Origin of the sequence: Pseudolysinimonas sp., from assembly GCF_039912695.1 — a bacterium.
Lineage (GTDB): Bacteria > Actinomycetota > Actinomycetes > Actinomycetales > Microbacteriaceae > Pseudolysinimonas_A.
Genome location: NZ_JBDSPJ010000012.1, coordinates 34,156 through 58,245, shown reverse-complemented (window position 1 = coordinate 58,245; position 24,090 = coordinate 34,156). Strand labels below are relative to the sequence as shown.

General features: G+C 66.4%; 28 protein-coding genes. 15 read left to right on the top strand and 13 right to left on the bottom strand.

Annotated features, from left to right (window positions below):
- Positions 1 to 160 precede the first annotated feature (160 nt).
- Complete coding sequence (locus tag ABIR17_RS03635) at positions 161 to 1,000, bottom strand: alpha/beta hydrolase (RefSeq protein ID WP_348003000.1); 840 nt, start codon at positions 998 to 1,000, stop codon at positions 161 to 163.
- 54 nt (positions 1,001 to 1,054) lie between these two features.
- On the opposite strand from ABIR17_RS03635, the gene ABIR17_RS03630 reads away from it, so the two are divergent.
- Both ABIR17_RS03630 and ABIR17_RS03625 read left to right on the top strand, forming a co-directional pair.
- Positions 1,055 to 1,519 (top strand): MarR family transcriptional regulator, encoded by a 465-nt coding sequence (locus ABIR17_RS03630; RefSeq protein WP_348002999.1) that lies wholly within the window; start codon positions 1,055 to 1,057, stop codon positions 1,517 to 1,519.
- 79 nt (positions 1,520 to 1,598) lie between these two features.
- Positions 1,599 to 2,045: a DUF1772 domain-containing protein gene (locus ABIR17_RS03625; RefSeq protein WP_348002998.1), complete on the top strand. Its 447-nt coding sequence runs from the start codon at positions 1,599 to 1,601 to the stop codon at positions 2,043 to 2,045.
- Between the two features lie 59 nt (positions 2,046 to 2,104).
- On the opposite strand, the gene eccCa is transcribed toward ABIR17_RS03625, so the two are convergent.
- The 5 genes from eccCa to ABIR17_RS03600 are packed head-to-tail and all read right to left on the bottom strand — an operon-like array spanning position 2,105 to position 9,137.
- Positions 2,105 to 5,989: a type VII secretion protein EccCa gene (eccCa, locus tag ABIR17_RS03620; protein WP_348002997.1), complete on the bottom strand. Its 3,885-nt coding sequence runs from the start codon at positions 5,987 to 5,989 to the stop codon at positions 2,105 to 2,107.
- On the bottom strand, positions 5,986 to 6,651 hold the full coding sequence (locus ABIR17_RS03615; RefSeq protein ID WP_348002996.1) for a hypothetical protein: 666 nt from the start codon (positions 6,649 to 6,651) through the stop codon (positions 5,986 to 5,988). The genes eccCa and ABIR17_RS03615 overlap by 4 nt, the downstream gene beginning before the upstream one ends.
- 28 nt (positions 6,652 to 6,679) lie before the next feature.
- Positions 6,680 to 8,002: an EsaB/YukD family protein gene (locus ABIR17_RS03610; RefSeq protein WP_348002995.1), complete on the bottom strand. Its 1,323-nt coding sequence runs from the start codon at positions 8,000 to 8,002 to the stop codon at positions 6,680 to 6,682.
- On the bottom strand, positions 8,002 to 8,292 hold the full coding sequence (locus tag ABIR17_RS03605) for a hypothetical protein (protein ID WP_348002994.1): 291 nt from the start codon (positions 8,290 to 8,292) through the stop codon (positions 8,002 to 8,004). Before ABIR17_RS03605 ends, ABIR17_RS03610 begins: the two co-directional genes overlap by 1 nt.
- Positions 8,293 to 8,303: 11 nt before the next feature.
- On the bottom strand, positions 8,304 to 9,137 hold the full coding sequence (locus tag ABIR17_RS03600; RefSeq protein WP_348002993.1) for an FHA domain-containing protein: 834 nt from the start codon (positions 9,135 to 9,137) through the stop codon (positions 8,304 to 8,306).
- A gap of 127 nt (positions 9,138 to 9,264) precedes the next feature.
- On the opposite strand from ABIR17_RS03600, the gene ABIR17_RS03595 reads away from it, so the two are divergent.
- The 10 genes from ABIR17_RS03595 to ABIR17_RS03550 all read left to right on the top strand — a co-directional run bounded on the left by ABIR17_RS03595 (position 9,265) and on the right by ABIR17_RS03550 (position 16,053).
- A complete protein-coding gene (locus ABIR17_RS03595; RefSeq protein ID WP_348002992.1) occupies positions 9,265 to 9,600 on the top strand; it encodes a hypothetical protein in 336 nt (111 codons plus the stop codon).
- A gap of 17 nt (positions 9,601 to 9,617) precedes the next feature.
- Positions 9,618 to 9,932: a pore-forming ESAT-6 family protein gene (locus ABIR17_RS03590; protein ID WP_348002991.1), complete on the top strand. Its 315-nt coding sequence runs from the start codon at positions 9,618 to 9,620 to the stop codon at positions 9,930 to 9,932.
- 24 nt (positions 9,933 to 9,956) lie between these two features.
- Complete coding sequence (locus tag ABIR17_RS03585; protein WP_348002990.1) at positions 9,957 to 10,973, top strand: DUF6177 family protein; 1,017 nt, start codon at positions 9,957 to 9,959, stop codon at positions 10,971 to 10,973.
- A complete protein-coding gene (locus ABIR17_RS03580; protein WP_348002989.1) occupies positions 10,973 to 11,323 on the top strand; it encodes a hypothetical protein in 351 nt (116 codons plus the stop codon). Before ABIR17_RS03585 ends, ABIR17_RS03580 begins: the two co-directional genes overlap by 1 nt.
- Complete coding sequence (locus tag ABIR17_RS03575) at positions 11,320 to 11,670, top strand: DUF6507 family protein (protein ID WP_348002988.1); 351 nt, start codon at positions 11,320 to 11,322, stop codon at positions 11,668 to 11,670. The genes ABIR17_RS03580 and ABIR17_RS03575 overlap by 4 nt, the downstream gene beginning before the upstream one ends.
- Positions 11,670 to 13,925, top strand: coding sequence for an ADP-ribosyltransferase (locus ABIR17_RS03570; protein ID WP_348002987.1), 2,256 nt, complete (start codon positions 11,670 to 11,672; stop codon positions 13,923 to 13,925). Before ABIR17_RS03575 ends, ABIR17_RS03570 begins: the two co-directional genes overlap by 1 nt.
- Complete coding sequence (locus ABIR17_RS03565) at positions 13,922 to 14,581, top strand: hypothetical protein (protein WP_348002986.1); 660 nt, start codon at positions 13,922 to 13,924, stop codon at positions 14,579 to 14,581. The genes ABIR17_RS03570 and ABIR17_RS03565 overlap by 4 nt, the downstream gene beginning before the upstream one ends.
- Positions 14,574 to 15,017, top strand: a complete 444-nt coding sequence (locus ABIR17_RS03560; RefSeq protein WP_348002985.1) for a hypothetical protein — start codon at positions 14,574 to 14,576, stop codon at positions 15,015 to 15,017. Before ABIR17_RS03565 ends, ABIR17_RS03560 begins: the two co-directional genes overlap by 8 nt.
- Positions 15,018 to 15,118: 101 nt before the next feature.
- The gene (locus tag ABIR17_RS03555) at positions 15,119 to 15,517 is read left to right on the top strand and encodes a hypothetical protein (protein ID WP_348002984.1); all 399 of its coding nucleotides are present in this window, start codon (positions 15,119 to 15,121) and stop codon (positions 15,515 to 15,517) included.
- Between the two features lie 173 nt (positions 15,518 to 15,690).
- A complete protein-coding gene (locus ABIR17_RS03550; RefSeq protein ID WP_348002983.1) occupies positions 15,691 to 16,053 on the top strand; it encodes a hypothetical protein in 363 nt (120 codons plus the stop codon).
- Between the two features lie 191 nt (positions 16,054 to 16,244).
- On the opposite strand, the gene ABIR17_RS03545 is transcribed toward ABIR17_RS03550, so the two are convergent.
- The gene (locus tag ABIR17_RS03545; protein WP_348002982.1) at positions 16,245 to 17,027 is read right to left on the bottom strand and encodes an alpha/beta hydrolase; all 783 of its coding nucleotides are present in this window, start codon (positions 17,025 to 17,027) and stop codon (positions 16,245 to 16,247) included.
- Between the two features lie 61 nt (positions 17,028 to 17,088).
- On the opposite strand from ABIR17_RS03545, the gene ABIR17_RS03540 reads away from it, so the two are divergent.
- Positions 17,089 to 17,499 carry a MarR family transcriptional regulator gene (locus ABIR17_RS03540; protein WP_348002981.1) on the top strand — a complete coding sequence of 137 codons (411 nt, stop codon included), beginning with the start codon at positions 17,089 to 17,091 and terminating at the stop codon, positions 17,497 to 17,499.
- Positions 17,500 to 17,598: 99 nt separating this feature from the next.
- Here ABIR17_RS03540 and ABIR17_RS03535 read toward each other — a convergent pair whose 3' ends face one another.
- On the bottom strand, positions 17,599 to 18,297 hold the full coding sequence (locus ABIR17_RS03535; protein WP_348002980.1) for a winged helix-turn-helix domain-containing protein: 699 nt from the start codon (positions 18,295 to 18,297) through the stop codon (positions 17,599 to 17,601).
- Between the two features lie 238 nt (positions 18,298 to 18,535).
- Positions 18,536 to 19,168: a uracil phosphoribosyltransferase gene (upp, locus tag ABIR17_RS03530; RefSeq protein WP_348002979.1), complete on the bottom strand. Its 633-nt coding sequence runs from the start codon at positions 19,166 to 19,168 to the stop codon at positions 18,536 to 18,538.
- Here upp and tadA point away from each other — a divergent pair.
- Complete coding sequence (tadA, locus tag ABIR17_RS03525) at positions 19,157 to 19,675, top strand: tRNA adenosine(34) deaminase TadA (protein WP_348002978.1); 519 nt, start codon at positions 19,157 to 19,159, stop codon at positions 19,673 to 19,675. The genes upp and tadA overlap by 12 nt on opposite strands.
- Here the strand turns inward: tadA and ABIR17_RS03520 are convergent.
- Positions 19,672 to 20,037: a hypothetical protein gene (locus ABIR17_RS03520; protein WP_348002977.1), complete on the bottom strand. Its 366-nt coding sequence runs from the start codon at positions 20,035 to 20,037 to the stop codon at positions 19,672 to 19,674. The two genes, tadA and ABIR17_RS03520, sit on opposite strands and share 4 nt — an antisense overlap.
- A gap of 9 nt (positions 20,038 to 20,046) precedes the next feature.
- Positions 20,047 to 21,006, bottom strand: coding sequence for a cation diffusion facilitator family transporter (locus ABIR17_RS03515; protein ID WP_348002976.1), 960 nt, complete (start codon positions 21,004 to 21,006; stop codon positions 20,047 to 20,049).
- 23 nt (positions 21,007 to 21,029) lie between these two features.
- Between ABIR17_RS03515 and proC the strand changes: the two genes are divergently transcribed.
- Complete coding sequence (gene proC / locus ABIR17_RS03510) at positions 21,030 to 21,857, top strand: pyrroline-5-carboxylate reductase (RefSeq protein WP_348002975.1); 828 nt, start codon at positions 21,030 to 21,032, stop codon at positions 21,855 to 21,857.
- A gap of 115 nt (positions 21,858 to 21,972) precedes the next feature.
- Here proC and ABIR17_RS03505 read toward each other — a convergent pair whose 3' ends face one another.
- Both ABIR17_RS03505 and ABIR17_RS03500 read right to left on the bottom strand, forming a co-directional pair.
- A complete protein-coding gene (locus tag ABIR17_RS03505; protein WP_348002974.1) occupies positions 21,973 to 22,644 on the bottom strand; it encodes a TrkA family potassium uptake protein in 672 nt (223 codons plus the stop codon).
- Positions 22,637 to 24,064: a potassium transporter TrkG gene (locus tag ABIR17_RS03500; RefSeq protein WP_348002973.1), complete on the bottom strand. Its 1,428-nt coding sequence runs from the start codon at positions 24,062 to 24,064 to the stop codon at positions 22,637 to 22,639. Before ABIR17_RS03500 ends, ABIR17_RS03505 begins: the two co-directional genes overlap by 8 nt.
- Positions 24,065 to 24,090: the final 26 nt, after the last annotated feature.

Genomic DNA, 24,090 nt, shown 5'->3' with positions numbered 1-24,090 from the left:
CACATTCCGCACCCTCCGCCACAGCAAACGGTGGGCGCTGGTTCGAATGTATAACGGAAAGGTAACGGTGTCTAGTTACCAATCCGTTATTTTTCTATGACTTCGCCGAGAGCGCCTCTTGTCGATGTGCGCTCGACGCGCGAAGGGGACGGCAGGGCAACTAGAGGCCTTCGATGAAGGTGAGCATCGCCGAGGCCAATGCCTCTGGCGCCTCCAGTGCTACGTAGTGACCGACCCCGTCAATCTGCACCCTGGTGACGGGAGTCGCGGACACCTGATCGAGTGTGTCGGCGGTGAATGAACCGCCCGCGGTGCCGACAGCGAGTACGGGCATAGTCAGGGTTTTCGCCGCCGCCAGGGCCTTCATCTCCTCACCCTCCGAGAGAGCAGAAGCGTAGAGCCCGGCAGGGCCGCGCCAGGCTCCCGGCACCGAGTAGGCGCGAACGAACTCCGCGAGCTCGTCGTCGGGGATCGACGTCACGTCGGCGGTCACCGCCCCGAAGATCCAGTCGAGCAGCTCGCGCTCCCGGTCGACCAGAAGCCACTCGGCGACGCCGGGGGTTACCAAGACCCGGATGTACCAGACGCCGGCCACCCGCTCAAACCCGAACCCCGCGATGCCGGTCTCGATCCCCGTGAGGCTGAGCAGATCCTCCGGATGGGTTGCCGCGAGACGGAAGACCGCTCCGCCGCTGATGTCCTGGGCAGAGATGTGGACCGGGCCGACATCGAGGTGCCCGATGAGTCGGTGGAGATCCTCCGCACTCGCAGCGCTGCCGTATTCGCCTTCGCCATGGGATGACTCGCCAAAGCCGCGAAGATCGACAGCGAAGACACGGTGGGTTTCCGCGAGGTGCGGGATGAGTCTGTCGAACGCTCGGGATGTCTCGGGGAATCCGTGCACGAGCAGGATGGGGGAGCCCTGCGTCCCGGCAGCTTGATAGTGCAGGGTGGCTCCGTTGATCGATGCGTAGTGGTGGGTGGAGGAGTTAGACGACATAGTTGTCGATTGTAGACAATGAGGTTGTCTATGTCTAGTCCGTACGCTGGGGGGATGACCCGCGCCGGACCCCACCTCGCACTCTTGCTGCTCAGCAGCTACCGGAAGCTCGCGGATGCGGCCCAGCGTGAACTCGCGGACTGGGGCTACGGCAGCATGCGGTCGTCGCTGCACTACGCGATGAGCGCCATCGAACGGGGTGCGGCGTCTGCCTCGGAGCTTGGCCGCGCTCTGTCGGTCACCAAGCAGGCCGCGGCCAAGACGATCACGATCCTGGTCGAACGTGGGTACGTTGTGGTCGACCAGGACCCCACCGACCGCCGGCGGCGATCGCTCCGGGTCACCGAATGGGGACATCAAGCGACCACGGCAGGCGAGGCGATCTTCGACGAACTTCGCGCCCAGTGGGCCGATCGAATCGGCTCTGAAGCGCTCGATCGCCTCGAGGCCCAGCTCACCGAGTTCGTTGGCGATGACGGCATCCAGCTCGAGAAGCCAGGCGCTGCGTCCGCGGATTAACGCTGGGCAAACTGGGTCGCAGAAAGCGGTGCGACGCGACGCCTCAGCGAGTGTTGGGCTTGTCGGCTATGGTCGGCGCGTGAGCATTCTCGTGGGCCTGGGGCTGATGTTCGCCGGGCTTCTGGCGGGTATCGAGGCGGTCGTACGTTACGGAGTTCATCCTGCGCTGAACGCGATGCCTGATGACGTGCACCTTCGAGCGCGACACGAGATCGTTCGGATCGTACGAGTGATCGTGCCTGCAGTCATGCTGCCATCCGTGGTGGTGGCGGTCGTCTGCCTTGTCGTGACCAGCAGCGGTCCCGCGTATGGACTCAGGTTCGCCGCGGTCGCGGTTTACGCCATCTACCTGGTGGTCGTCTTCGCCGGAACCGTGCCGATCAACGACCGCTTCTTCAAGTGGGATGTGAGTAACCCACCGGCCGACTGGAAGTCGGTCATCCGTCGGTGGGCCTTGATCGATGTCGTGCGCAGCTCGGCGGCGATCGTGGCCTTCGGCTTGCTGGTCGCGGCAGCCGTCATCTAGGTCGAGCGCGGACCTGACGCGCGCGAACCCGAAGTATCCGCCTCACTGCTGCCAGAAGGTCATGAAACGGCCTCGGTCGGGGCTACTGGCACGGCATCCACCACCGGCGCTGGAAGCGCTAGCTGCATCTGTCGGGGCGGCTCGCCGCGGCGCAGCAGTCGGGCGCGTCCCGGCACGCTCGGAGCAGCCCAGATTCCAGGCCAGAGTTGCCCTTCGCTGCGCTCGCCCGACAGCAGGATTCCGGTAGCCCCCAGATCTTTGAGGGATTGCAGGGCCGACTCGAACAGCGCGCGCGCGCTGCCGGCGACGGGCCGGGTGACGATCAGGTGGAGGCCGAGGTCGCGGGCCTGGGGCAGGTACGGCAGCAGCGGGTCGAGGGGAGTCGCGCCGCCGGCACTCAGGATGTCGAGGTCGTCGGCGATGACAACGATCCGCGGACCCGTACCGCCGGCCTGACGACTCTCGAGCTCGACCGCGACCGCGGTCGCCAGTTCACGTGCCTTGAGTCCGGTTCCTGCGTGTCCGCCGAGCATGTCATCCGGAATGCCGGCCGCAAGGCGCCCGCGCGGTTCCATCAGGGCGATGACCAACTCTTCGGCCGTGCTACGTGCCACCAGGCCGCGCACGATCAGTTCGAGCAGCGACGTCTTGCCGCTCTCCGGGTCGCCGAGAACCAACAGGTGCTGGTCGCGTCCGTCCAGGTCGAGCAGTGCGGGTTCCATCGTGTCTTCACGCAACCCAATCGGGATGCGCTCGGGCTCATCGAATTCGTCGGGCAGCTCCGAGACCTCGAGCAGCTCGGGCAGTCGGCGAATCGGGGCAGCGGACGGTCCACTCCAGGCTGCGGCCGTGCGGGCGGCAAGTTCCGCGAGCGCCTCGCCGAGCCGCTCGTCGGGGACATCGTCGACACTCGGCAGGGCGACCTGCGCGAACAGTTCAGCTTCCGTCAGCACGCGTCCGGGCTGGGTGATCGTCGCGCTCAGGCGCCGGGCGATCGTCGACTCGGTCGGATCGTTGAGCCGCAACTCGTAGCGGTTTCCGATGAGCGGTTGCAGCCGCATCGGAACCTCTGCCCAGCGGGTCAAGGACGCGACGACATGGATGCCGTACGACCCCCCGCGGGTCAGCAGTTCAGCGAGGGCTGGCTCCAGTGACTCAAAGTCGGTGCGGCTCGCGCCGAAGCCGTCGACCAGGAGGACGACATCCGCTGACACGATCTTCGGGATGTCGCCCGCCGCGTGCAGGGCGCGAAACTCTGAGACGGACTCGACGCGCTTCTCGCGGAACAGAACCTCGCGGGCGCTCAGCATCCCCACGAGTTCTGCGAGCAGGCGGGTCTGCGCTTCACCGTCGTTGCGGGTCGCGACGCCACCGACGTGCGGGAAGGCTTCCAGTCGGGCCAAGCCGGCACCGGCAAGGTCGAGGCCGTAAACCGCAACCTGGGCCGGGGTGAGGGTCGTCGCGATACCGGCCGCGATCGTGCGCAGCATCGTGGTGCGTCCGCTCTGCGGCGCTCCGATGATCGCGTGGTGTCCGCCCGATCGGCTCAGATCGATCACCCAGTCGCCCTGGTGTTGATGCGCGGGGTCGTCGAGCAGGCCGATCGAAATTTCGAGCCCCGTGCGCGCCGTGCCGTCGAGAACCTGGAACAGCGGCACCCGATCGGGCAGCGGCGCAAGCCAGACGCCGGCCGCCCGCTTGGTCGACGTCGCGAGACGGGCGACGGCCTGGTCGATCAACGGCGGGCCGGTGCGCGGCAGCGATCCTGCGGGGACGAGGGCTTCGAGCGTGGCGTTGAGGGTGTTGTAGACCGGAAGGGGGAGAACATCCGGTCGTACGCCGTTGTCGACCATCACCGGTCCCGGGGCTGCCCCCGCGACGTAGCCCGACTTGAAGCGGGTGTACACGGAGGTGTCGACCTTGAGGTAGCCGTACCCGGGAATCGGCGGGAGGGTGAACGCGTCGGGGGTGTTGAGGACGACGTTCGACTCCTGCTCCGAGAAAGTGCGCAGGCCGACGCGGTACGACAGGTAACTGTCGAGCCCGCGGAGGCGGCCGCCCTCGATGCGCTGGCTGGAGAGCAGCATGTGCACCCCGATCGAGCGCCCGATGCGTCCGATCGTCAGCAGCAGATCGATGAACTCAGGTTCTGCCGTCAGCAGTTCGCCGAACTCGTCGATCACCAGAAAGAGGTGGGGCATCGGCGGCATCGACGGGTTGTCGCGCCGAGCGATTCGGTAGGTGCTGATCGAGTCGAATCCGCCGAGGTCGCGCAGTTGACGTTGGCGACGCACGATCTCGCCGTTGATCGAGGCGCGGGCCCGCTCGATGAGCCCGGCCTCACCCTCGAGGTTGTCGATCAGGCCCGCGAGGTGCGGCAAGGGCTGGAACGGGCTGAACGCGGCGCCACCCTTGTAGTCGACGAGGATCATCGCCAGATCTTCCGGGGAATGGCGCACGGCGAGAGACAGCAGCAGCGTCCGCAAGAACTCGCTCTTACCCGAGCCGGTCGCGCCGATGCAGATGCCGTGCGGACCCATGCCGCCCTGCGCCGATTCTTTGAGGTCGAGAAACAGTTCGGCGCCCGAGTCGTCGGTGCCGACCGGCACGCGCAGAAAGTCGGGCCCTTCGGTGCGATGCCAGCCCGACGGGCCGATCTGCTCGACCTGGTCGACGCCGAGCAGTTCGAGTGCGCCGACCTCGCGGAGGGTTCCCCCGCTCGAACGCGACTCGACAGAAAGCCGCAGCGGGGCGAGCCGTGAGCTGAGGTCAGCGAGCAGCGCCGGCGACACCTCGTCGATCGTTGCGGGCACCGACTCGTCGTCGCCGATCGTCTCGATCCGTGCCGCCCCGGCGTCGTCCACCGTGATCCGCAGGGTCGTGTCGCTCGGTTCATCGAGCCGATCACCGACGACCGCGACGGTGATCACGCCGGGCAGCGCGGCGGGTGCGAGCGAGCGCACCGGGCCGTCGGGGCTGTCGATCACGGCGACGAACAGGGGCTCGGGAGCCACTCCGTTGCCGCGGTGGGCGGCCGAGCGCGCCAAACGACCGGCGAACTCCTCGCGCACCAGACCGGCGAGTTCGTGCGCGTCGGGAGCGATCCGGCGGGCGCGAATCGGGCCGTCCCACCGTTCGGACATTTGCACGTGCGGCAGCAACTCGATGCCGGTCCAGGCGTCGAGCGCCTCGGGCGGGATCGCGAACGCGAGCAGCACGTCGTCGGGAGCGTGCCACACCGCGAGTTGTGCGACGAGCGCGCGCGCGGCACGACGCCCGACAGCCGCAGGCCCGACGATCGAGATGCTGCGGTGGACGGTCAGGTCGACGATCGCGGGAAGGCCAGGGACGCTGCGGGCCGCGACGCACACGTTGGCGGCTTCGGTCGCCATTGTCGGGTCGGCGGGTTGCACCGGGTCCGGATCTTCAGGAATCCCGAGGCGGAACCAGGGCACAACGCCGGTTCCGATGCGCGCGCGGCCGAAGTCGACATCCGTCGGTCGGCGTTCCCACAGCCGGGCGGGGTCGCCCACCAGTGAAGCCAGCCGTGCCGGTTCGGGATGCGTGGCGACCGCTGCTTCCCGCACCTGATCGCGCTCGGTGCGCAGTTCGGCACGGGTCTGCTCGAGATAGTCGAGGTAGCGCTCGCGGGCTCGGCGCCGGGTTCGAGCCTCGCGTCCGCGAGACGACAACGCCATCCCGACACCACCGACCAGCGCAACCACGAGCACCATCGCGCCGACCACCATGAGGATGGGGTTGGAGCGAAACACGAGCATCATCGTGATCGACGACATAGACCCGACTACCGGCAGCAGGGACTGCAGCGGCAGGCCGCCGACCGGAGCCGCTCCGAGCGGCGGGGGCGCGGCGAGCATCCTCTGCTCGGGGGGAGCCGTCGGGCTCACCACTCTCGCCGGCCGGTGGACCACGCGCACGCTCATCGGGTCTCCACCAGGTCGCTCATCATCACGTCGGTCATCAGTAGACCTGCCAGTTCGGCGACCCGCAGTGCCGCCCTCGACCGAAGCGGGACCGCGGGATTGACCAGGCCAGGATCAGCGTCGAGGGTCAGAGCCGGCGTCGCCAATCGCGGGGTGACCACCCGTGCCCACGACATCCGGGCCGCCCGGGTGTGGTCGAAGGCGATGACCACACGTCGGCCCTCTCGAGTGAGTTGCTCGGCAATCGCAATCGCATCTTCGGCGGCGGCGCGGTCGGGGGGCGTGACCAGGCACACCGCATCCCGGCTGCGGGCCAACACCGGAAGCGAGGCGGGGGTGACCGCGCCCACGTCGGCGACCGTCACATCGAAGTAGCGGTCGTCGAGTTCTGGCGCGGCGATCCACGCCGATCCCTCGACACGCAACCACGGCTCGGTGCCCCGCGGAGCCGCCTCGAGTCGCTCAGCCGTAGGAGCCGGGTACTGCTGCCAGTCCGAGGTCGTGTACAGGATGCGCCCGGCTCGGTGCCGCGCGAGCGTGCGGGCGATGAGTCGCCCCAACATCGGGGCTCCCGACGAGGCCGCGACGGTCGCCACCGTCACTCGCCGCACTGTCGTCAGCGGTCGCCGAAGCATCTCGGCGACCGATTCCAGGTCGTGCACGCGAGTCGCAGAAGCGAAAACCGACACCTCAGAACACCCCGAGCAGGAAGGCGTAGACGCCGAACACGCCCAACAGGCACGGGATGACGGCCACGGTAGCCAGCGACTCGAGCGTGTCGCCTGCTCGCCGCAACCGGATGAGCCCGTGAGCCGTGGGAGCGACGATCGCGAGCGCCGCCACGACGAGACCGATCCCGACCAGAATCAGGAGGCGCGCGACATCCGGGATGGCGGGGTCGAACCAGAGGCCGACCAGCGCACCGCCGAGAGCCGCGATCCAGAGCGCCCAAGTGGGGAGGGCCATCGCGACGACGCGGGTGCGCAGGATGGCGACGAGGGTCGCCGCCAGACCGAGCAGTGAGGGCCACAACTGCCCGGATCCAATCAGGAGAGCGATCGCGGGGGCGAGCCAGATGGCGACCGCAACGACGGCCCACCCCGTCACCCGGAACGACTCGTGCAGGCTGCGCGTCACCCGGCCGCGGGCCGGAAGGGTGCCGCCAATCACCTCGTCATCGAGAGCTGCCAAACCGGATGCCGAGATCGCCAACGTCGGCAAAACTCCGAGCCCCAAAATGGCGAGCGCTGCAACCACTCCGGCCGTGCCGACCAGGTCGGCGCCGAGTGCGGGTGCGACGATCGCGGCGAGGGCGAGCAGGATGCCGATCGCTGCCGCGAGAGCTGCTCCGGGGTGACGACGGCCAACTCCCACCGCGGCGGCGAGCACGACCCACTCGAGGGCGATCACGGATACGACGGCGAGTGCAGCCGCAACGGGGAGTAGCCCGACACCGGGAAGCATCGCCGCGATCGGACCCGCGATCCACGGGGCGACGGGAAGGGCGACCCCGAGTGCGGTGCCCAGCAGTATCGAATGAGCGAAAGGACGGTTCATCAGACCGGTCGCGGTCGCGGCGACCGTGACGGCGACGAGCAGGACGAGGGCGACCCATCCTGAGGTGAGGGTGATCAGCGGAACCGTCAGCGAGGCGCCGACGGCGCCCATCCCGATTGCTGCGGCAATGAGGCCGTGCCGTTGAGTCCAGAGCCCCGGGCTCTCGTCGCGCAGCGTCGCCACCCGGTCGGTCACGTCGGTAACCTCGGGCGGCGCGGGCAAGCGCTCCTCGGCGACGAGCCGCAACACGGCACCGTCGACGACCCCCTGATCGGTCGCACTGCCGGCGAGGTCGAGTTGCTCGCCGTACGAGGTCATCAGCGCACCGCGAGCGTCGACCTGGTCGAGCAGCCGTGCGATCTCGGGCAGATGGGTGCCGAGCGGTTCGTCGCCGGGGATGACGAGTGTCGCCCGGCGGCTTCGCCCGACGATCGTGATTCTGGTGAGGTCGGTCATCAGTTGTCTCCCGGGGTGGGGCTGGGGGTCAGCGTGGAGTCGGGTGTCGGAGTCGGGCTCTGGGTTGCGGCTGCTGCCGCGGCCGCATTCGCGATCAGGATGCTGCTGACGAATCCGACGCCGATGCAGACGGCGCAGGCGATCGCCGCGAGCACCATGCCGATCAGCAGTCGCCGCACGATCGACCCGACCGAACGTCGCGCACCCATCGACCCAAAGGCCAGAGCAGCGCCGAGGCGACGACGGTGCGTGCTTACCGACTCGAGAAGGGAGTCATCGCGTTCTTGCATCGGTCACATCCTCACGAAGCCACGAGTTGGACGGCGACCGCGTGGCGACCGATCTGCACGACGTCATCCGCGGCGAGGACGGCGTGGCCGCCCGAAGGAATCGTGCTGGTGGCGCCGCTGGCATGAGTGACGACCGAGCCATTCGTCGAGTTCAGATCGATCGCCCAGACGCGTCCCTCGGCATCCGGCCTAATCGCGAGGTGGGTCTTCGACACTTCGCGTGCGAGGTCGGCGATCGAGATGGGGCGCTCGCCGCCGGTCGGCTCGGGGTTGCGACCGAGTACCACCCCGACGCCGAGAGCACCCTCAATCCGTCCGTCGATCGAAAGCAAGGCGCGGTAGCGCACCGCCGGTTCAGGATCGGATGCCCGGGGTGCGACTCCGGGGGGTGGCGCGATAACCCCCGACGTCGACGCTTGCGCGGCGGGCGCGGCGACCGGGATCCCTGCCCCCGGAGCCGTGACGGGCGGGGCGAGCTGACTTGAGAGGCGCGGATCGACCGGATCACGGGCTCCGCGCACGTCGGCGAACCAGCTCGCCTGAAGGAGACGGGTCAGGCCGAGAGGAGCCGAGTCAGAGGAGGAAACCTGGCGCACTCCGGTGAGGCGCCATCCGAGGCTCGTGCCCTCGCGCGACCACAGACGCAGCTGCGCGCCCAGCACCGCAAGGGCGACGATCAGGGCGGCGGCAGCGAGTTGGGTGAGGCCGGCCGCCGCAGTCGCCCCGGCAACCGCAACGGGCACCGCGAGTGCGGCTAAATCGATCAGGATTCCCACCAGCACGCGGCCGGCGGGTGCGACGGCACTCCCGATCGGACGGGGCGCGACCCGGGCGATGCTCGTCACGTCACTCCCTGCGATTGACAGGGAATCCCCTGTTAATTCGATGCTAGCCTCGCTATCGCGGGGTGATTTGCGTTTTGCTCAATACCGCGCGACGCGCTCAACTCGGATCGACAACGGGGAGTAAAACATGAAGTTTGCGATGGGGGCCGATGTGCTCTCGACTCTGACCAAAAAGACCTCGAGTGCCGGCGACGACCTCGGTGCGACAGTACGCCAGCTCGCCGAAGCCGGCGCACCGCTGGAAGGCAAGTTCAACGGCTCTGGCCGCGCTGCCTTCGACTCGTTCAAGGCACACACCGACCAGATCGCGACTGAGCTGTCTCAGTCGCTTCGCGCAGTTCTCGCCGGGGTCTCGAGCATGGATCGATCATTCGGCGAAGGCGATCAGGAGATCGCCGACCAGACCCGCCAGGCGCAAGCCGGGGTGTCGTTCGACGCGGGCCGCTTCGGCACCCGCGCCTAGGAAAGGGGCATCACGACATGGCTGGAAACCAGACCGACCGCCGCGACTATGACACCGCGGCCTCGCAGACGGCGCAGGAATACTTTCTCGCCACTGCCGCTCGCCTTGAGACGCTGATCGATCAGCGCAATACCGACGTGCGCCAGGCCATGGCTGACTACACGGCCGACGGGGTCGCCGAAGACTACGCGGCGAAAGAACTTCGCTGGAAGAACGCGGCCGACAACGTGAAGTCGATCATCGACACAGTGCGTAAGAGCCTCGAGCAGTCGGACGAATCCGCCCAGGCTGCGCTGCAAAAGGCGAAGTCTGCGGTCGCCAATATCGGTTGATCTCGGCCCGCACAGATGGCTGACATGCTGACGGGATTTACACATCCACTCGTTGACCATGTCGACGGACTGTGGGCGTGCGTCGAGTCGCGCGCCGACACCGTTCTGCTGACGGAGTCGATGGCGGATGCGTTGGTGGCGATCCAGGGCGCCGGCCTCACCCCGGTCGTGATCACTCGCCCCGGAGCGACCATGAGCTACCTGGCGCGCTATCACCTCACTCTCGCCGGGGGCCGGTGGCTGGTGCGCGAGAGCGCCTCCGCTTTCGTCGACCCGCTCACCGGCGTCGTCTCCGATCGCATCGACCGCGCTCTCGAAGCGGCGGCGCCCTCGTACGACCAGTCGACAGCAACGGGCGACGTTCGGTTCCTGGTGGCCATCAGCACGCAGTCGCCTGCCGACGAGAGCACCGAGCTCGGTGAGACAGCTGTCACTCTCGCCAAACGCCTTGCCAGTACCCAACTCGCCTGTTGGGGCGCTCACGAACCCGCCACTTTGTCGTGGAACCGCAAGGCATACACCGCGGCTTCGCGGGCCTGGATGCCGGGTCCTGTGCGCTGGATGATCGCGGATACCGACGGCCGCGCACGGTTCACCACGACGATCCGCCGCACCAAGGGTGGCGTCGAAGAAACGACCACGGGCATCCTGCTCGCCGCGAAGGGTTCCACCGCCGATCTGACGGCAACCGCGGTCGAGGTGTTGACCCGGATTGCGACCGCAACCGCCTCGCCGCTCTTCGGCACCGTGGCGATGCAGTCCGGTCCGGTCGACCTCGGATTCCGTCCCGAGCCGATTGGCGCCGCGACTCCACTTGCTGCGATTATCGGCCCGCGCGCGACGAAGGCTCTCGCCCCCAACCTCGACGAACTGAGTCGCGATTTTGGGGCGAAGACAGTCGGTCGGGGCCGTACCCCGTCGCTCGTCGTCGGATTCGACTCCCCGACCGAACTGCCTTATTCGGTGGCGACCCGGTTCACCGAGGCTCTGGGAACCGACAAGATCACTCGCCTCTTGAGCCGAAGCGGAGGGACCGCCTGATGCCGTTCGAAGTCGCAGTGCTTGCTCCTCGGGAGCACACGCTGGACGAGTTGCGCGCGCTCGCCGAAACAATGACTCCTCCGATGCTGGTGCGCGACACAGTGCGGGAGGGCGCGGTCACGGTGACCGAGCTGGACGAGACGCCGCTGGCCACCTTTGGCCGACCACGTCGGGTCGAGACGACGGTAGATCTGGTGCGTTCTTATGGTCCCGAAGCTGAGCTAGCGGGGGGCGAAGGTTTTCTGACCGAAGCGGTCGTGCCGTTCGAACACCGTCGCGGCATGGCCTTGGTCTTCGCACTTGAGCACTTCGTCGACGGCTCCGCGATCGTAAGGGGATTGGACCGATGACCGGTTGGCGTGTTGACCCCGCGGGGGTCACCCTGATCCTGACCCAGACCGAGGCTGAGGTTGAGGCCGTGAACAAGGCACTCGCCGGGCCGGCTGATTCGATTACGACCGTGCAGGACGGCGCCGGTTTCGATGGGATCGTCACGTCGGCCTACTCCGCCTTCTTGCAGGAACAGTACGAGGGCACTGTCACCCAAATTTTCGGCAAGTACAAGGGGGCGCTTGAGGGCACCGCAAACGCCGCCAATGCATATTTGGCCGGCGATGAAGAGATCGCAACGTCGATCGCGGCAGGGCTGAACTCGGTCGCAGCTGTCGCGCCGCCGCTACCGGGGAGTAATGGCTGATGACACTGAATGTCCACCGCTATGACGGGTTGATCATCCCGGATCTGATTCCCGGCGACGATCTGCACCCCAACTCGCTCGACGATGTTGCCCAGACCTTGCGAACCGCTGGTGGCGATGCCGTCACGCACGCCGATACGGCATCCACAATCTGGGCGGGCATGCCCGCCGTGCTGGAGTCGCCGCAGGGCGCCGTAATTTACAGCGCCCTCGGATCTCCTGACACCGAACTGCGAACGCTCTCGGGCAAGTTTGATCGGGTCGCCAACGCGCTCGAGACCTTTGCCTCAGCGGTGCGTCCGCTCATTAAGACGTTTGCTGCGATCAAGGTTGATGCGATCAAGCTCACTGATGAGATCGGCTACGACGGTCTGGTCTGGGTCTCGCCTCAAGAGACCAAGGCGTACGAGTGGGATTCGAAGGCGACCGTCGGCGGGTCGCGCGCCGCGGTGCGAACGGCGACAGAGGTTGTCGACTACCTCCATTCCCTCGGCGAATCCGCGCACGTTCGCGGCAGGGGAGTCGTGATGCTCGCACCGTGGACGGAGTCCAGCGAGCACATCGACCGCAACAACGGCCTGATGGATCGGGTGGCCGACGCATATACGAAGCTGCAGAACGCCGAGGCCGACTGTGCGAATGCGATCAACCGCGAGCGCAACCTGTGCGTGGCGGATGTCGAGAAGATCGAGGCCTGGCAGCTCAAGCAGTCGGGTGACAACACCGCGGTGCTTCCGTGGGGTCACCGAGTCGACGAAAACCGCAACTGCGGCGAGTCGGCATGGTGGGGTGTCGGCAACGTCGGCAAGGAAACCCTCGAGGGCTTGGGGACGCTCATCGGCCTCGACAGCCTGACGGGAAAGTGGAGCTGGGAAACCGCGGGCAAAGGATGGCTCGGGGTCGCGACGGGTCTCGGGTCGCTGGTTCTCATGACGATCCCGCCCGCACAGATCCTCGGACAGCTGGGAGTGCCGGTCTTCAAGGAAGCGCTCAACAACACCACCGAAATGGGTAAAGGGCTGCTGGCTTGGGACGTTTGGGCGAAGAACCCCGCTGAGGCGGGCGGCCGGGTCGCCGCGAACCTCCTGACGTTCCTCATCCCCGGCCCGGGCGAAATCGCGGGAGCGATCAAGGGAATCACGGGGGCCGCACACGTGGCGGAGGTCGCCTCCGACGCGGCCCGACTCTCCGAGGCAGCAGGCGTTGGCGTGTCGAAGGCCGATGGTCTCGTCACCAAGCTCGAGGGTCTCTCGGGAGATGTCGTCGGTACCGGCGTGAAGATCGAAGAGGTCGTCACCGTCGGATCGAAGATCGAGATGCCGGACGGTTCCTTGCTGCACGTCGAGGCGCCCCACATCGAGGCGCCCCACGTGCAGGGTCCCCACGTGGATGGGCCGACCATCCATACGCCCCATGTCGACACCCCCCATATCGAGGCACCGCACCACATCGACACCCCGCAGATCCCGGAACCGCACATCGGCGATCCGCTCCCCACGCATCCGGATGTGCCGCACGGCGACCCCGCCGACCCAACGCCGCACGGCGGCGACGGTCCGGGTGGCAACGTTCCCGACCACACGGGTCTCTCGGAGCCGCCCGCGCACGCAGGTCCCGACGGTACGCCGTTGTCGTCGGTCGACTGGACGGCCATCGACGCCGAGTTCCGCCCGCCCGAGGGAGGTTTCGTCGATCCGGCGCGGCTCGACGAATGGGCACAGAAGGTGTCGGATGCGTACCCGACGCTATCCCCGACTGACGCTAAGGCGATCTACGACTACACGACCGACGCGGGTTACCAGCCGATGAACGAGTACCTGCGCTACGGAACGATCGACGGCGGCCATATTCCGACCGCAAACGAGGTCGCCTCGATCGAGTCACGGATCTCTGCCACGACCGAGGCGTTGTCGAAGCTGCCTTCCGCACCCGGGTACGTGACGCGCGGCGTCGGGATCACGCAGGACTTCCTCGACCAATTCGTCGAAGGCAAGCCCTGGCACGACAACGGCTTCGCGAGTTCCACGCTCAGCCCGCAAGTGACGCACGAGTTCGTCGAGCGAGCAGTAGCCGAAGGCAAGCAGCCGGGGATCATGGAGATCTACGGCCAGACGGGGACGGTCGTTCGGCCGATCTCGGCGTTCCAGGCCGAGGCTGAGATCCTCTTCCAGAGGGGGACTGAGTTCGACGTGATCTCGAAGTTCGCCGATGCGGACGGTGTCTGGCACATCGTTCTCCGAGAAGTCGCTCCGTGACGTCGATCTCATTCTCCGACGCCGAGCGCCGGACGGCGTTCACAGTCGCCGAGGCGGAGTTGATCCGTGAGATGGGCAACGTCAGCATCGTGAAGTTCCTCGGCGGAACCGATCAGGCGACCGCGCGCGAGAACTGGTTTGCCAAGATCGAGGAGTTCGTCGAGGTGCTCCCGGACGGGGTGTTCATTGCGCTCGATGCGTCAGATGGACAAGTCGCCCTTCGTCTCGCGGGTGGGTCCACGGTCGTACTGCGACTCTGGGAGGCGCGGTACGCGCCGACTCTCGAGGATTCTTGGCGCATCATGCTTAAGCCACGTCTCGCTCCCGTCGTCGTGGACATGGTCGGCACGGCGCTCTGGGGCGACGTTTGGGTCGAAGCCGTCGCTGGAGCACTCGAGGGCGAACCCCTCCCGGTAGTGCCATCGGGCGACCGGCCATTCGGGACGTTCATGCGCGAGGCGCGCGAGCAACTCTCTGCGTCAGGAGCGGTCGAGGCGACCGTCCGCGGCTGGACGGTGCAGGCCGCCCCGGAAGACGCACCGTGGCCGTGGTTCACTGACGAGCAGACGGCGCATCGCGCGGCGAAGGCCCTCGCTCTGGGAACCGATCGCATCGGCGCGTTGTTCTCCGACTGGCAGCGGGCTTCGGATGGCTGAGTCGCAGGCGGGGCTCGTCAACGCGCTGGAATCGCTCCCGGTCTACCAGGGGGTGACGTGGCGTGCGGCGACGGGCGCTCTGGCGGGCGGGATCCTCCTGCCGGCGCCGGTGCCGACCAGCCGTGACCTTCGGATCGCAAGCGCCAACTTCACCGCTGCCTGCGTGTGGGCGATCGTGTCGAGTGCGGGGCGCGATGTGGGACCGATCTCCGCCGATCCGGCCGCGCGTGAGGTCGCGATCCTTCCCGGCAGCTCGCTGAGCCCGGCCTCCGCTCTGCACGACGTCTCAGGCCTCACTCTCCAAGTCGTCATCGAGATCCGTCCGGGCGTCGAGGCGGGTCGTGCGGTGTCCGACGACGACCTCGTCGTGCTGATCGAGAGCGCGCGCGCCACCGCAGCGGTTACGGTGCGGCAGCCCGGCCGATTCGGTCCCTGAATCCGTGCGCCCGCGAATCAATCTGCACAGATGTTCGAAGGCCTCGAGGTCCCGCCAGGCGCGGGTGACCTGGGCCGTCTCTTCCCGATCGGGGGTGCGCGGTGATCGGTGACGTCCGCTTCTACGCCGTCATGCACAACGGGTTTACCCGGGAATGGCCGAGCGGGTTCCGTCGGCGCACGTCGATTGACGACACCGGGGTGACCCGTGACGAGGCCTGGACCAGCCGCGAGCAGTGGGAGCCGAGCGCTTTCTTCTTCGGGGCTCAATTTGGGGATTTCAGCGACCAGGACGTGCCGTACGTCGAAGTCGGCGAAGCGGAGGCGGACGACATCCGTTCGATGCTCACGACCCGTCCGCGCGGTGGCCCGTTTACTGAGGCTGGCCAGCAATGGCTCACCGCCCATCCCGAGGATCGAGCAGCGATCTACCTCGGGGTATCAGGTCCGGTGTTCGACTCCGCGGGGCACCGAGTGACCCCTACGGGAGATGCGACGTAGCACTGGCTGGCTACGTTGGGAAGATGAGCGCCGATCGAGATGCCATCGCCGCTGAGGTTCTTGAGCCAATCCTGGGAGTGGACTCTCGACCTCCAACACATCCTCACCGTGCGTCGCGATGGTGTGCTCGCCTCATCGCAACATCCGCCGGTCGGAGAGCTTCCTGACTAATGATGACTGAGTCGCCTACCGATAAGCCAGCGGCGTTCGCGCTCGCCCGCCGCGTCACCTCCGCACTCCGCGAAGACTTCCACGGCGCGGCGCGCTCCTTCACGATCTCCAACCTTCAGGAGGACGGACCGCTCATCGCATTCTCCGTGCGTTTCGAGGTATATGGCTACTTCCCGATCGTTTTCAACTACGACCGTGGCTTTTTCGGCTTTGCAATCGCATTCGGGGAGGTCGGCGTCTCGGTGCTCGGATCCCTTGAGGGGGGCTCGCTCGACGACCTCCCGGCACTCCTGGAAGAGTTCGATCGGCGTATCCGGCTTCGTATCCCCGACAAGTACCTCGACGCTTACACGCCGTCCGGGTAATGAGTGCAAGCGGCACGACTACCGCTTCGCTTGTCATGCAAAAATCTTCTTTACCGGTGCATACTTTGCCGCACGTATTGGATCATGACCGAGCGATATGCCGCACCCGTTCCGATCGACCAAGCGCGGGAAGCGTTCCCCGCCTTGGTGACTGAATGACAACGTGGTGCAGCCTGCGAATCATGAGCGATTCAGCTCATGACCACGGCGACCGCGGCGAGCAGCAGTTCGGGAGTCTCAACCTGCGGCACGTGGCCAGTACCGCTCAGTAATTCGAAGCGAGCGCCGGGGATCGCAGCTGCATAGGCGCGGCCGTAGCCGGGTTCGACGATTCGATCGGCCTCTCCCCAGATAACGAGAGTCGGCACGTCGATTTCGCCGAGGCGGCCGAGTAGCGTCGGGTCATCCATCGTCGGTCCGCCGTAGACGGCAAGTGTCGCTCGGTTCGCCGCGAAGCCGGCTTGCGCGGCAGGCGAAAGTGTCGACGGGTCGATGCGGAAGTTGTCGGGCGCGAAGAAGCTGTAGTCGGCGATCTGCGGGATCGGTATCGAAAAGAAGTCGATGCCGGGGTAGCCGTCCACGACAGGTCCCGTCGCGTCGACCAATACCATCCGGCTGACGCGAGGGGAGTGCCGCAAGGCGATCTCGCTGGCGATCCAGCCGCCGACGGAGTTGCCGATCACGGTGACGTCATCCAGGCCCAACTCGTCGAGGAGGGTGACGTAGACCTCGGCGAGGGCCGGGATGTCCGCGATCCCGTCGGGTCGGGGCGTGCCTCCGAAGCCGGGATGCGTCGGTGTGATGACCCGCACTCCCCGCGACTCGGCAAGGAGATCGGCGAACACAGCCACCGATTGCGGGCCGGCGCCTCCGTGGAGCAGCAGCACGGGCCGACCAGAGCCGTTTTCCAGGGTGCTCAGTTCGACCTCGCCGCGCGAGGTGGACAGGTGATGCGTGGTGGGGACGGCGGTCATGGACGCCACCGTATATCAATATGTTTATATAAACAAGCGTAGACATCGATAGAGTGGCGCCATGACCTCGCTGCACGACCTTGGCCTCTCCGTCAAACGCCTGCAGATGAAACACCACCGCGCCGCCAACGAGGCGCTCGCCTCGATCGGATTGACCATCGTGCAGTGGGATGCGCTACGCCACCTGTCCGAGCGGCCCGGGTCGTCGTTACACGATCTGGCGGTTCTGACCTTCCAAACCGACCAGGCGTTCGGAACTCTCGCGGCCCGGCTTGAGGATCGCGGGCTCATCGCGCGGGCGGCGGGAGCCGGGCGCGCCATCCGTCCCGTTCTCACCGCGAAAGGCGAGCGGCTGTTTCAGGAGGGAGTCTCCCTTACGCGCGGCGTGCTCGAAGAGTCCTTCGGACCGCTGGATGCCGGCGAGCTGCAGCAACTCGATACCCTGATCGCGAAACTGCTCGCCAGCGGCTAGCTCGGCTCGGCGACGGGCGATTCGCGCGCTGATGAGTGCCGAAGGCAATCGACGCGCGGTCACCGCGTTCGACGACGAATGATCAGAAGATGCGGGTGATCAGAAGATGTCGGGCGACGGCGTCGAGGCGTAGCGGATCGTGACGTCCGCGTGGCGGTCGAACCGGTATCCGGCCCCGCGCACGGTGCGCACGATGTCTTCGTAGGCACCGAGCTTGGAACGCAGCCGCCGCACGTGCACGTCGATCGTGCGCTCGTTCGGCGTCTCTTCGTCGTCGGTGTCGCCCCAGAGGGTCGAGATGATCTCGGTGCGGTCGATGGTGCGGCCTTCGCGCAGCACGAGGAACTGCAGCAGCTCGAACTCCTTGTAGGTCAGCGGTGCGGTGTCGCCGTCGAGCTGCACGCGCTTGCGCGAGATGTCGATCACGACGCCACCCTTCGGCTCGGCCTTGTCGGCCGCGGCGGATTGGCGGTGCTTCGCGAGGGCCGCCGGATCTTGCAGGGCGAGGCGGACGACATCCACATCGCGTCCGCCCGCACCGATCGGGGCGAGCGCAACGGACGCGTAGGTCTCGGATCCCGGGGCGAGGTCGGCGACCAGCCGCTTGATCGCCTCGACGATTCGAGGGAGGTCGGTGCCGGCATCCGCGGCCTTGAGTTCGTCGAGGCCGACGTAGAGCGCGAAGCCGCGAGCTTCGGTGCCTTCGGGTACCGCACGGATGCGGTTGACGGCCGGGGCCGGGGTCTCGGCGACGGGGGCGGAGGTGGGTCGGAGCTGGGACAGGGTGGCAAGTGACATGGTGTCGAATCCTTGGTCAGAAGGAGGCGGCGTGGAGTCAACCATCGTGAACCGCCTCAGAGGGTGTGGGTGAGATGCGGGAGCCACGGAACGGGCTCCGAAGGGCGTCTGCTACGCACACATTCGACAACACATGACCGCACGCACCGACTCCACCTCGAGGGAGGTCAGGGCACGCTCGGTTGCGGTCATGCTCAAAAGTGTCGCCTACCCCGGCCCCAAACGCAACTACGCGCTCTTAGACCAGGCCGTAGAGCCGGTCGCCGGCATCCCCAAGCCCCGGCACGATGTAGCCGACCTCGTTGAGTCTCTCGTCGAGAGCACCGAGTACCACGGTTACATCGCGACCCTCGGTGGCCTTGCGAACGGCTTCGACGCCTTCGGGCGCACCGATGAGGCAAATGGCGGTCACGTCGACTGCTCCGCGATCGAACAGGTACTGGATGGCGGCGCTCAGCGATCCGCCGGTGGCGAGCATCGGGTCGAGCACGAAGCATTGCCGATCAGACAGATCGTCGGGTAGGCGGTTCGCGTAGGTCGTCGGCTGAAGGGTCTCTTCGTCGCGCATCATGCCGAGAAAGCCGACCTCGGCGGTCGGAACCAGTTTGACCATGCCGTCCAGCATCCCGAGTCCGGCACGAAGGATGGGCACCACGAGCGGCCGCGGAGAGCTGATCGCGAGACCGGTGGTTTCCGCCACCGGGGTGCGGATTGTCAAAGGTTGCGTGCGCACGTTGCGGGTCGCCTCGTAGGCGAGCAGCGTGACCAACTCTTCGACGAGCGCGCGAAACGTCGGCGACGGCGTCGTCTCGTCGCGGAGCACGGTCAACTTGTGGGTGATGAGCGGATGGTCGGCGACATGCAAGCGCATAGGGTCGATGCTATCGAGCCCCTCTCTTCGTCCGGCACGGCTTCTGCCGACACCTCAGACATCGCCGCGATGCGCCTTGCGCTCGCGGAGGCCGAACTCGCGCTCAGCACGGGAGACGTGCCGGTTGGCGCTGTGATTCTGGATGCCGATGGCTCAGTTCTCGCGCACGGCCGTAACGAGCGGGAGAAGACTCACGATCCGACCGCGCACGCCGAGATCGTCGCCCTGCGTCGAGCGGCAGAACTTCGCGGCACCTGGCAACTCTCCGATGTGACCCTGGTGGTGACTCTCGAGCCCTGCGTGATGTGCGCGGGGGCGATTCTCGCGGCGCGGGTGCCCCGGGTGGTGTTTGGTGCGTGGGATGAGAAAGCCGGCGCCGCAGGGAGCGTCTACGACGTGCTGCGCGATCGACGGCTGCCGCACCGGGCCGAGGTCGTTTCCGGGGTGCTCGACGCCGAGAGCGGCGAACTGTTGCGGCAATTCTTTGCCGACGTGCGCGACGCCTAGTGCCAGAGAGTGGCGACCAAGACGTTGATCACGGCGAGGCCGCCCGCGGCGTGAAACCACGGCTGCACGCGCCCGCCGCGCCGCTTCTGAACCACGGCGACGATTGCCGCGATCAGCACGATGACGGCGATCACCAGCTTCACGCCCACCCACGCCATGTTGAGCTTGTCGTCGGTAGACGTTTGAGCGATCCCGACCATCCCCAGCCCGGTGACCACCTGGGTGATCGCGCCGGCGAGGAGCGGCCACAGCACGAAGTCGACCTTGTGCCGGAGTTGCACGAAGAATCCACCCACGATGGCGGCGAGGCCGAACATGTGGAGGGCGAACAGGACGTTGCTGACGGTCGCGAGTAGTTCCATGAGGTTCTCCTAGTTTGAGCTCTGCACGACGATCGCGTCGGTGCTCGGCGATCCCGGTGTGACGTAGATGTCAGGCTCGATGTAGATCACCCGGGCGGCGGGAACGGCCGCCCGCACCGACGCTTCGATCTCATTGATGGCCTTCGCGATTTCGGTGGCCCTCGTCGCCTTCGGCACGGCGACTTTGGCGGCCACCATCAACTCGTCGGGTCCGAGGTAAAGAGTTTTCATGTGGATGACGGCCTCGACTTTGGCGTGACCGTTGAACGCCGCGCGAATCTTCGCGAGATCGCCCGCCGTGGCTCCCTCGCCAATCAGCAGCGACTTCGTCTCGATGCCGAGAATGATCGCCACCACCACCAGCAGCGCACCGATCGCAATCGTGCCGATGGCATCCCACAGAACGTCGCCGGTCAGGATCGTGAGTCCGACGCCCGCGAACGCGAAGGTCAGGCCGGTGAGCGCCGCAACGTCTTCGAGCAGGATGATCGGCAGCTCGGGCTGTTTGGCATGCCGGATGAACGCAACCCAGCTCTGACCCTTCGTTCGGCTGTGGTTCGACTCGCGAACGGCGGTGCGCAGCGAGAAACTCTCCAGCACGATCGAGACGGCGAGCACGACCAGCGGAAGCCACGGGAGTTTGAGCGGTTCGTGCTCCGAGAGTTTGTGAATGCCTTCGTAGAGCGAGAAGACACCGCCCACCGAGAACAGGATGATCGAGACCAGGAACGCGTAGATGAACCGCTCGCGCCCGTAGCCGAAGGGATGCGCGCTGTCCGCATCCTTCTTCGAACGGCGACCGCCCACGAGCAGTAACACCTGGTTGCCCGAGTCGGCGAGCGAGTGGATCGCCTCCGCGAGCATCGACGCGGAACCCGAGATAGCGGCCGCGATGAACTTCGTAATCGCGATGCCGGTATTGGCCAGCAGGGCCGCGACGACGGCCCGAGTACCGCCCTCTGTGCTCATGAGTTTCAACCTACACTCGGCACGTGAGCCGAAATCTCCCGCGTATCGCCATTCTCGGAGCCGGTTCGATGGGTGGGGCGATCCTCGTCGGCCTGATCGACTCCGGGCGCGCGACCGCGGGTGTGGCCGTCACCAACCGTACGGCGGCGAAGGCGGAAGCGGTGCGGCTGCCGGGCGTCGACTCGTGGGCACTCGAGTCGGACCCGGGTGCCACCGCGACGGCGCTCCGTGATGCACGGGTGGTTCTGATCGGCGTCAAGCCCGCCATGGTGCCCGATCTGCTGCGCTCCATCGCAGGCGACCTCGAACCGGATGCCGTGGTCGTCAGCATTGCGGCCGGCGTCACCATTGCGACGATTGAGGCGATCGTCAGCAACCCGGTCGTGCGCACGATGCCCAACACGCCATCCGTCGTGCGTCGCGGCGTGACGGGTCTCGCCGCGGGCTCACGGGTCACCCCCGACGATCTCGCCCTGGTGCGCGACCTTTTCGAAGCGGTCGGAGCCGTCGTTGAACTGCCGGAAGACCAGATCGACGCCCTCGGCACCATCTCGGGCTCCGGCCCTGCCTACGTCTACTTCCTGATCGAACAACTCACCGCGACAGCCCAGCGGATGGGCTTCACCGAAGATCAGGCGCGCCTGATGGTCGAGAACACCTTCCGTGGAGCCTCAGAACTCCTGGCGGCATCAGAAGTAGGCCCCGCAGAACTCCGCCGCCGCGTCACGAGCCCCAACGGCACCACAATGCAAGCCATCGCAATACTCGAGTCGGCAAACCTCGGCACCCTCTTCGACCAAGCAACCTCCGCCGCACTCCAACGTACGAAGGAGCTGGCCGCGGGTTCCTGACCGGGCAGCGAAGCGTGACCCGGATCGGATTCGCGAGTCGATCGGGGTAGGGGTCCCCGCTCCTTCGGCTCGCGAATGTGATCCGGGTCACGCGTCACCTACGGCCACGCGTCACCTAAGTCTGCAAAGCAGAGAACCGATCCAGATCCGCAGTGTTACCGCTGACGATGATGAGGTCGTGATTAGAAACTACGGTCTCGGCCGTCGCGTAGGTGAAGTCTTTGCCGGGGCTTTTCACGCCGACGACGGTGACCCCGTATTTCTTGCGCACGTGCGATTCGGCCAGCGACATCCCGCGGATCGGTTTCGGCGGGTACATCTTGACGATCGCGAAGTCGTCGTCGAATTCGATGAAGTCGATCATCCGTCCTGACACCAGGTGGGCGACACGCTCGCCGGCTTCCGCCTCGGGGTAGATGACATGGTTGGCGCCGATGCGCGACAGGATCTTGCCGTGCGATTGGCTGATCGCTTTCGCCCAGATCTGCGGGATCTTGAGGTCGACCAGGTTTGCGGTGATGAGCACCGAGGCCTCGACCGACGAGCCGACGGCGACGACCGCGATCGAGAAGTCTGCGGCGCCGATCTGCTGAAGCGCTTCGATCGATCGGGCGTCTGCCTGCACGGCGTGGGTGACGCGTTCGGCCCATTTCTGCACGAGGCCGGCGTCTTCGTCGACGGCGAGTACGTCACGGTTGAGCTTCTGCAACTGTCCCGCGGTTGCGGCACCGAAGCGTCCGAGCCCAATCACGAGCACGGGCGCATCGTGTGCGATCTTGTCAACCAACGATCGGCCTCTCCTCGGGCCGCCGGAACAACTGCCGGCGGGTGCTCGCCGCGAGTGCCGCGGCGAGTGTCACGGTACCAATGCGTCCCAGAAACATGGTGGCGGCGAGCACGTATTGCGCGCCATCCGAGGCGTGTGCGGTGAAACCCGACGAGAGCCCGCAGGTCGCGAAGGCGCTGATGACGTCGAACAGCACGTAGTCGAGCGGCTGATTGTCGGTGATCAGCAGGATGAGGATGGTCGCCCCCGCGACGGTCGTGGCGCCCCACAGCACGACGCTCACACTCAGGCGCAGAACATCCTGCGGGATCCGTCGCTCGTACGCTTCCATATCGTCGACGCCTCGGGCTTCGGCGAAGGCGGCGAGGAAGAGTACGGCGAGGGTCGTCACCTTGATACCGCCTGCGGTGGATGCTGACCCGCCGCCGATGAACATCAACATGTCGGTGACGAGCAGGCTCGAGCCGTCGAGCTGGCTGATGTCGAGGGTTGAGAAACCGCCCGATCTCGCCATCTGCGAGAGAAAGAGACTCTGCAGGATGCGTTGCCCGACATCCATATCGGCCATCGTCGCGGGGTTGCGAAATTCGAGCACGAAGTACGCAACGGCGCCCCCGAGGGTCAACAGGGTGAAGGTGACCAGGGTGAGTTTCACGTGCAACGACCAGCGCCGCGGGTGCCGCAGGTTGCGGCGCAGTGCGTAGATCACCGGGAAGCCGATCGCGCCAAACGCGACCCCGAGGATCAGGACGATCAGGAACCACCAGTCGGAACCGTACTGGGAGAGACCCTGTTCGCTCGGCAGGAATCCGGTGTTGGTGAAGGCCATCGCAGAGATGTACACCGACTGCCAGGCGGCGGTCAGCGGGTCGACACCCTGGATGAGCATCCGCGGGAAGAGCAGCAGCGCAACCGCACCTTCGATCACCAGAACGCTCACGGCGACCGTCGCGAGGAGTTTTCCGGTCTCGCCGAGGCCGACGGCCTGCCCTTCAGCGATCGGACCTTTGCGGATGCGTGACGGGTTCGCGTCGCTCGCGGCCATCAACTTTTGCCGCAGCCCGAGGCGACGGCTGATAACCAGCCCGAGGATCGAGGCGAGAGTCAAGACGCCGATGCCGCCGATCTCGACGCCGAAGAAGACGAAGACGTGACCGAGCGGCGACCAGAACGTCGCCATGTCGACCGTCGAGAGACCCGTGACACAGATGACCGAAACGCCCGTGAACAGCGCATCGACGAACGGCGCTGGTTGACCCGATGTTGTCGCAGCGGGAAGAGAGAACAACGCGGTGAAGACAGCGATCAGGCCCGCGAAGACGATCACCGCGAATCGGGCGGGTCGCGACGCTGAGAAGTCGCTGATCCGATCGATGACGCGAGACGACAAGGACTCATGCCGCACAGGCTTCGTGTGCATCCGACCCCCTTGCTCCGCGGAACGCC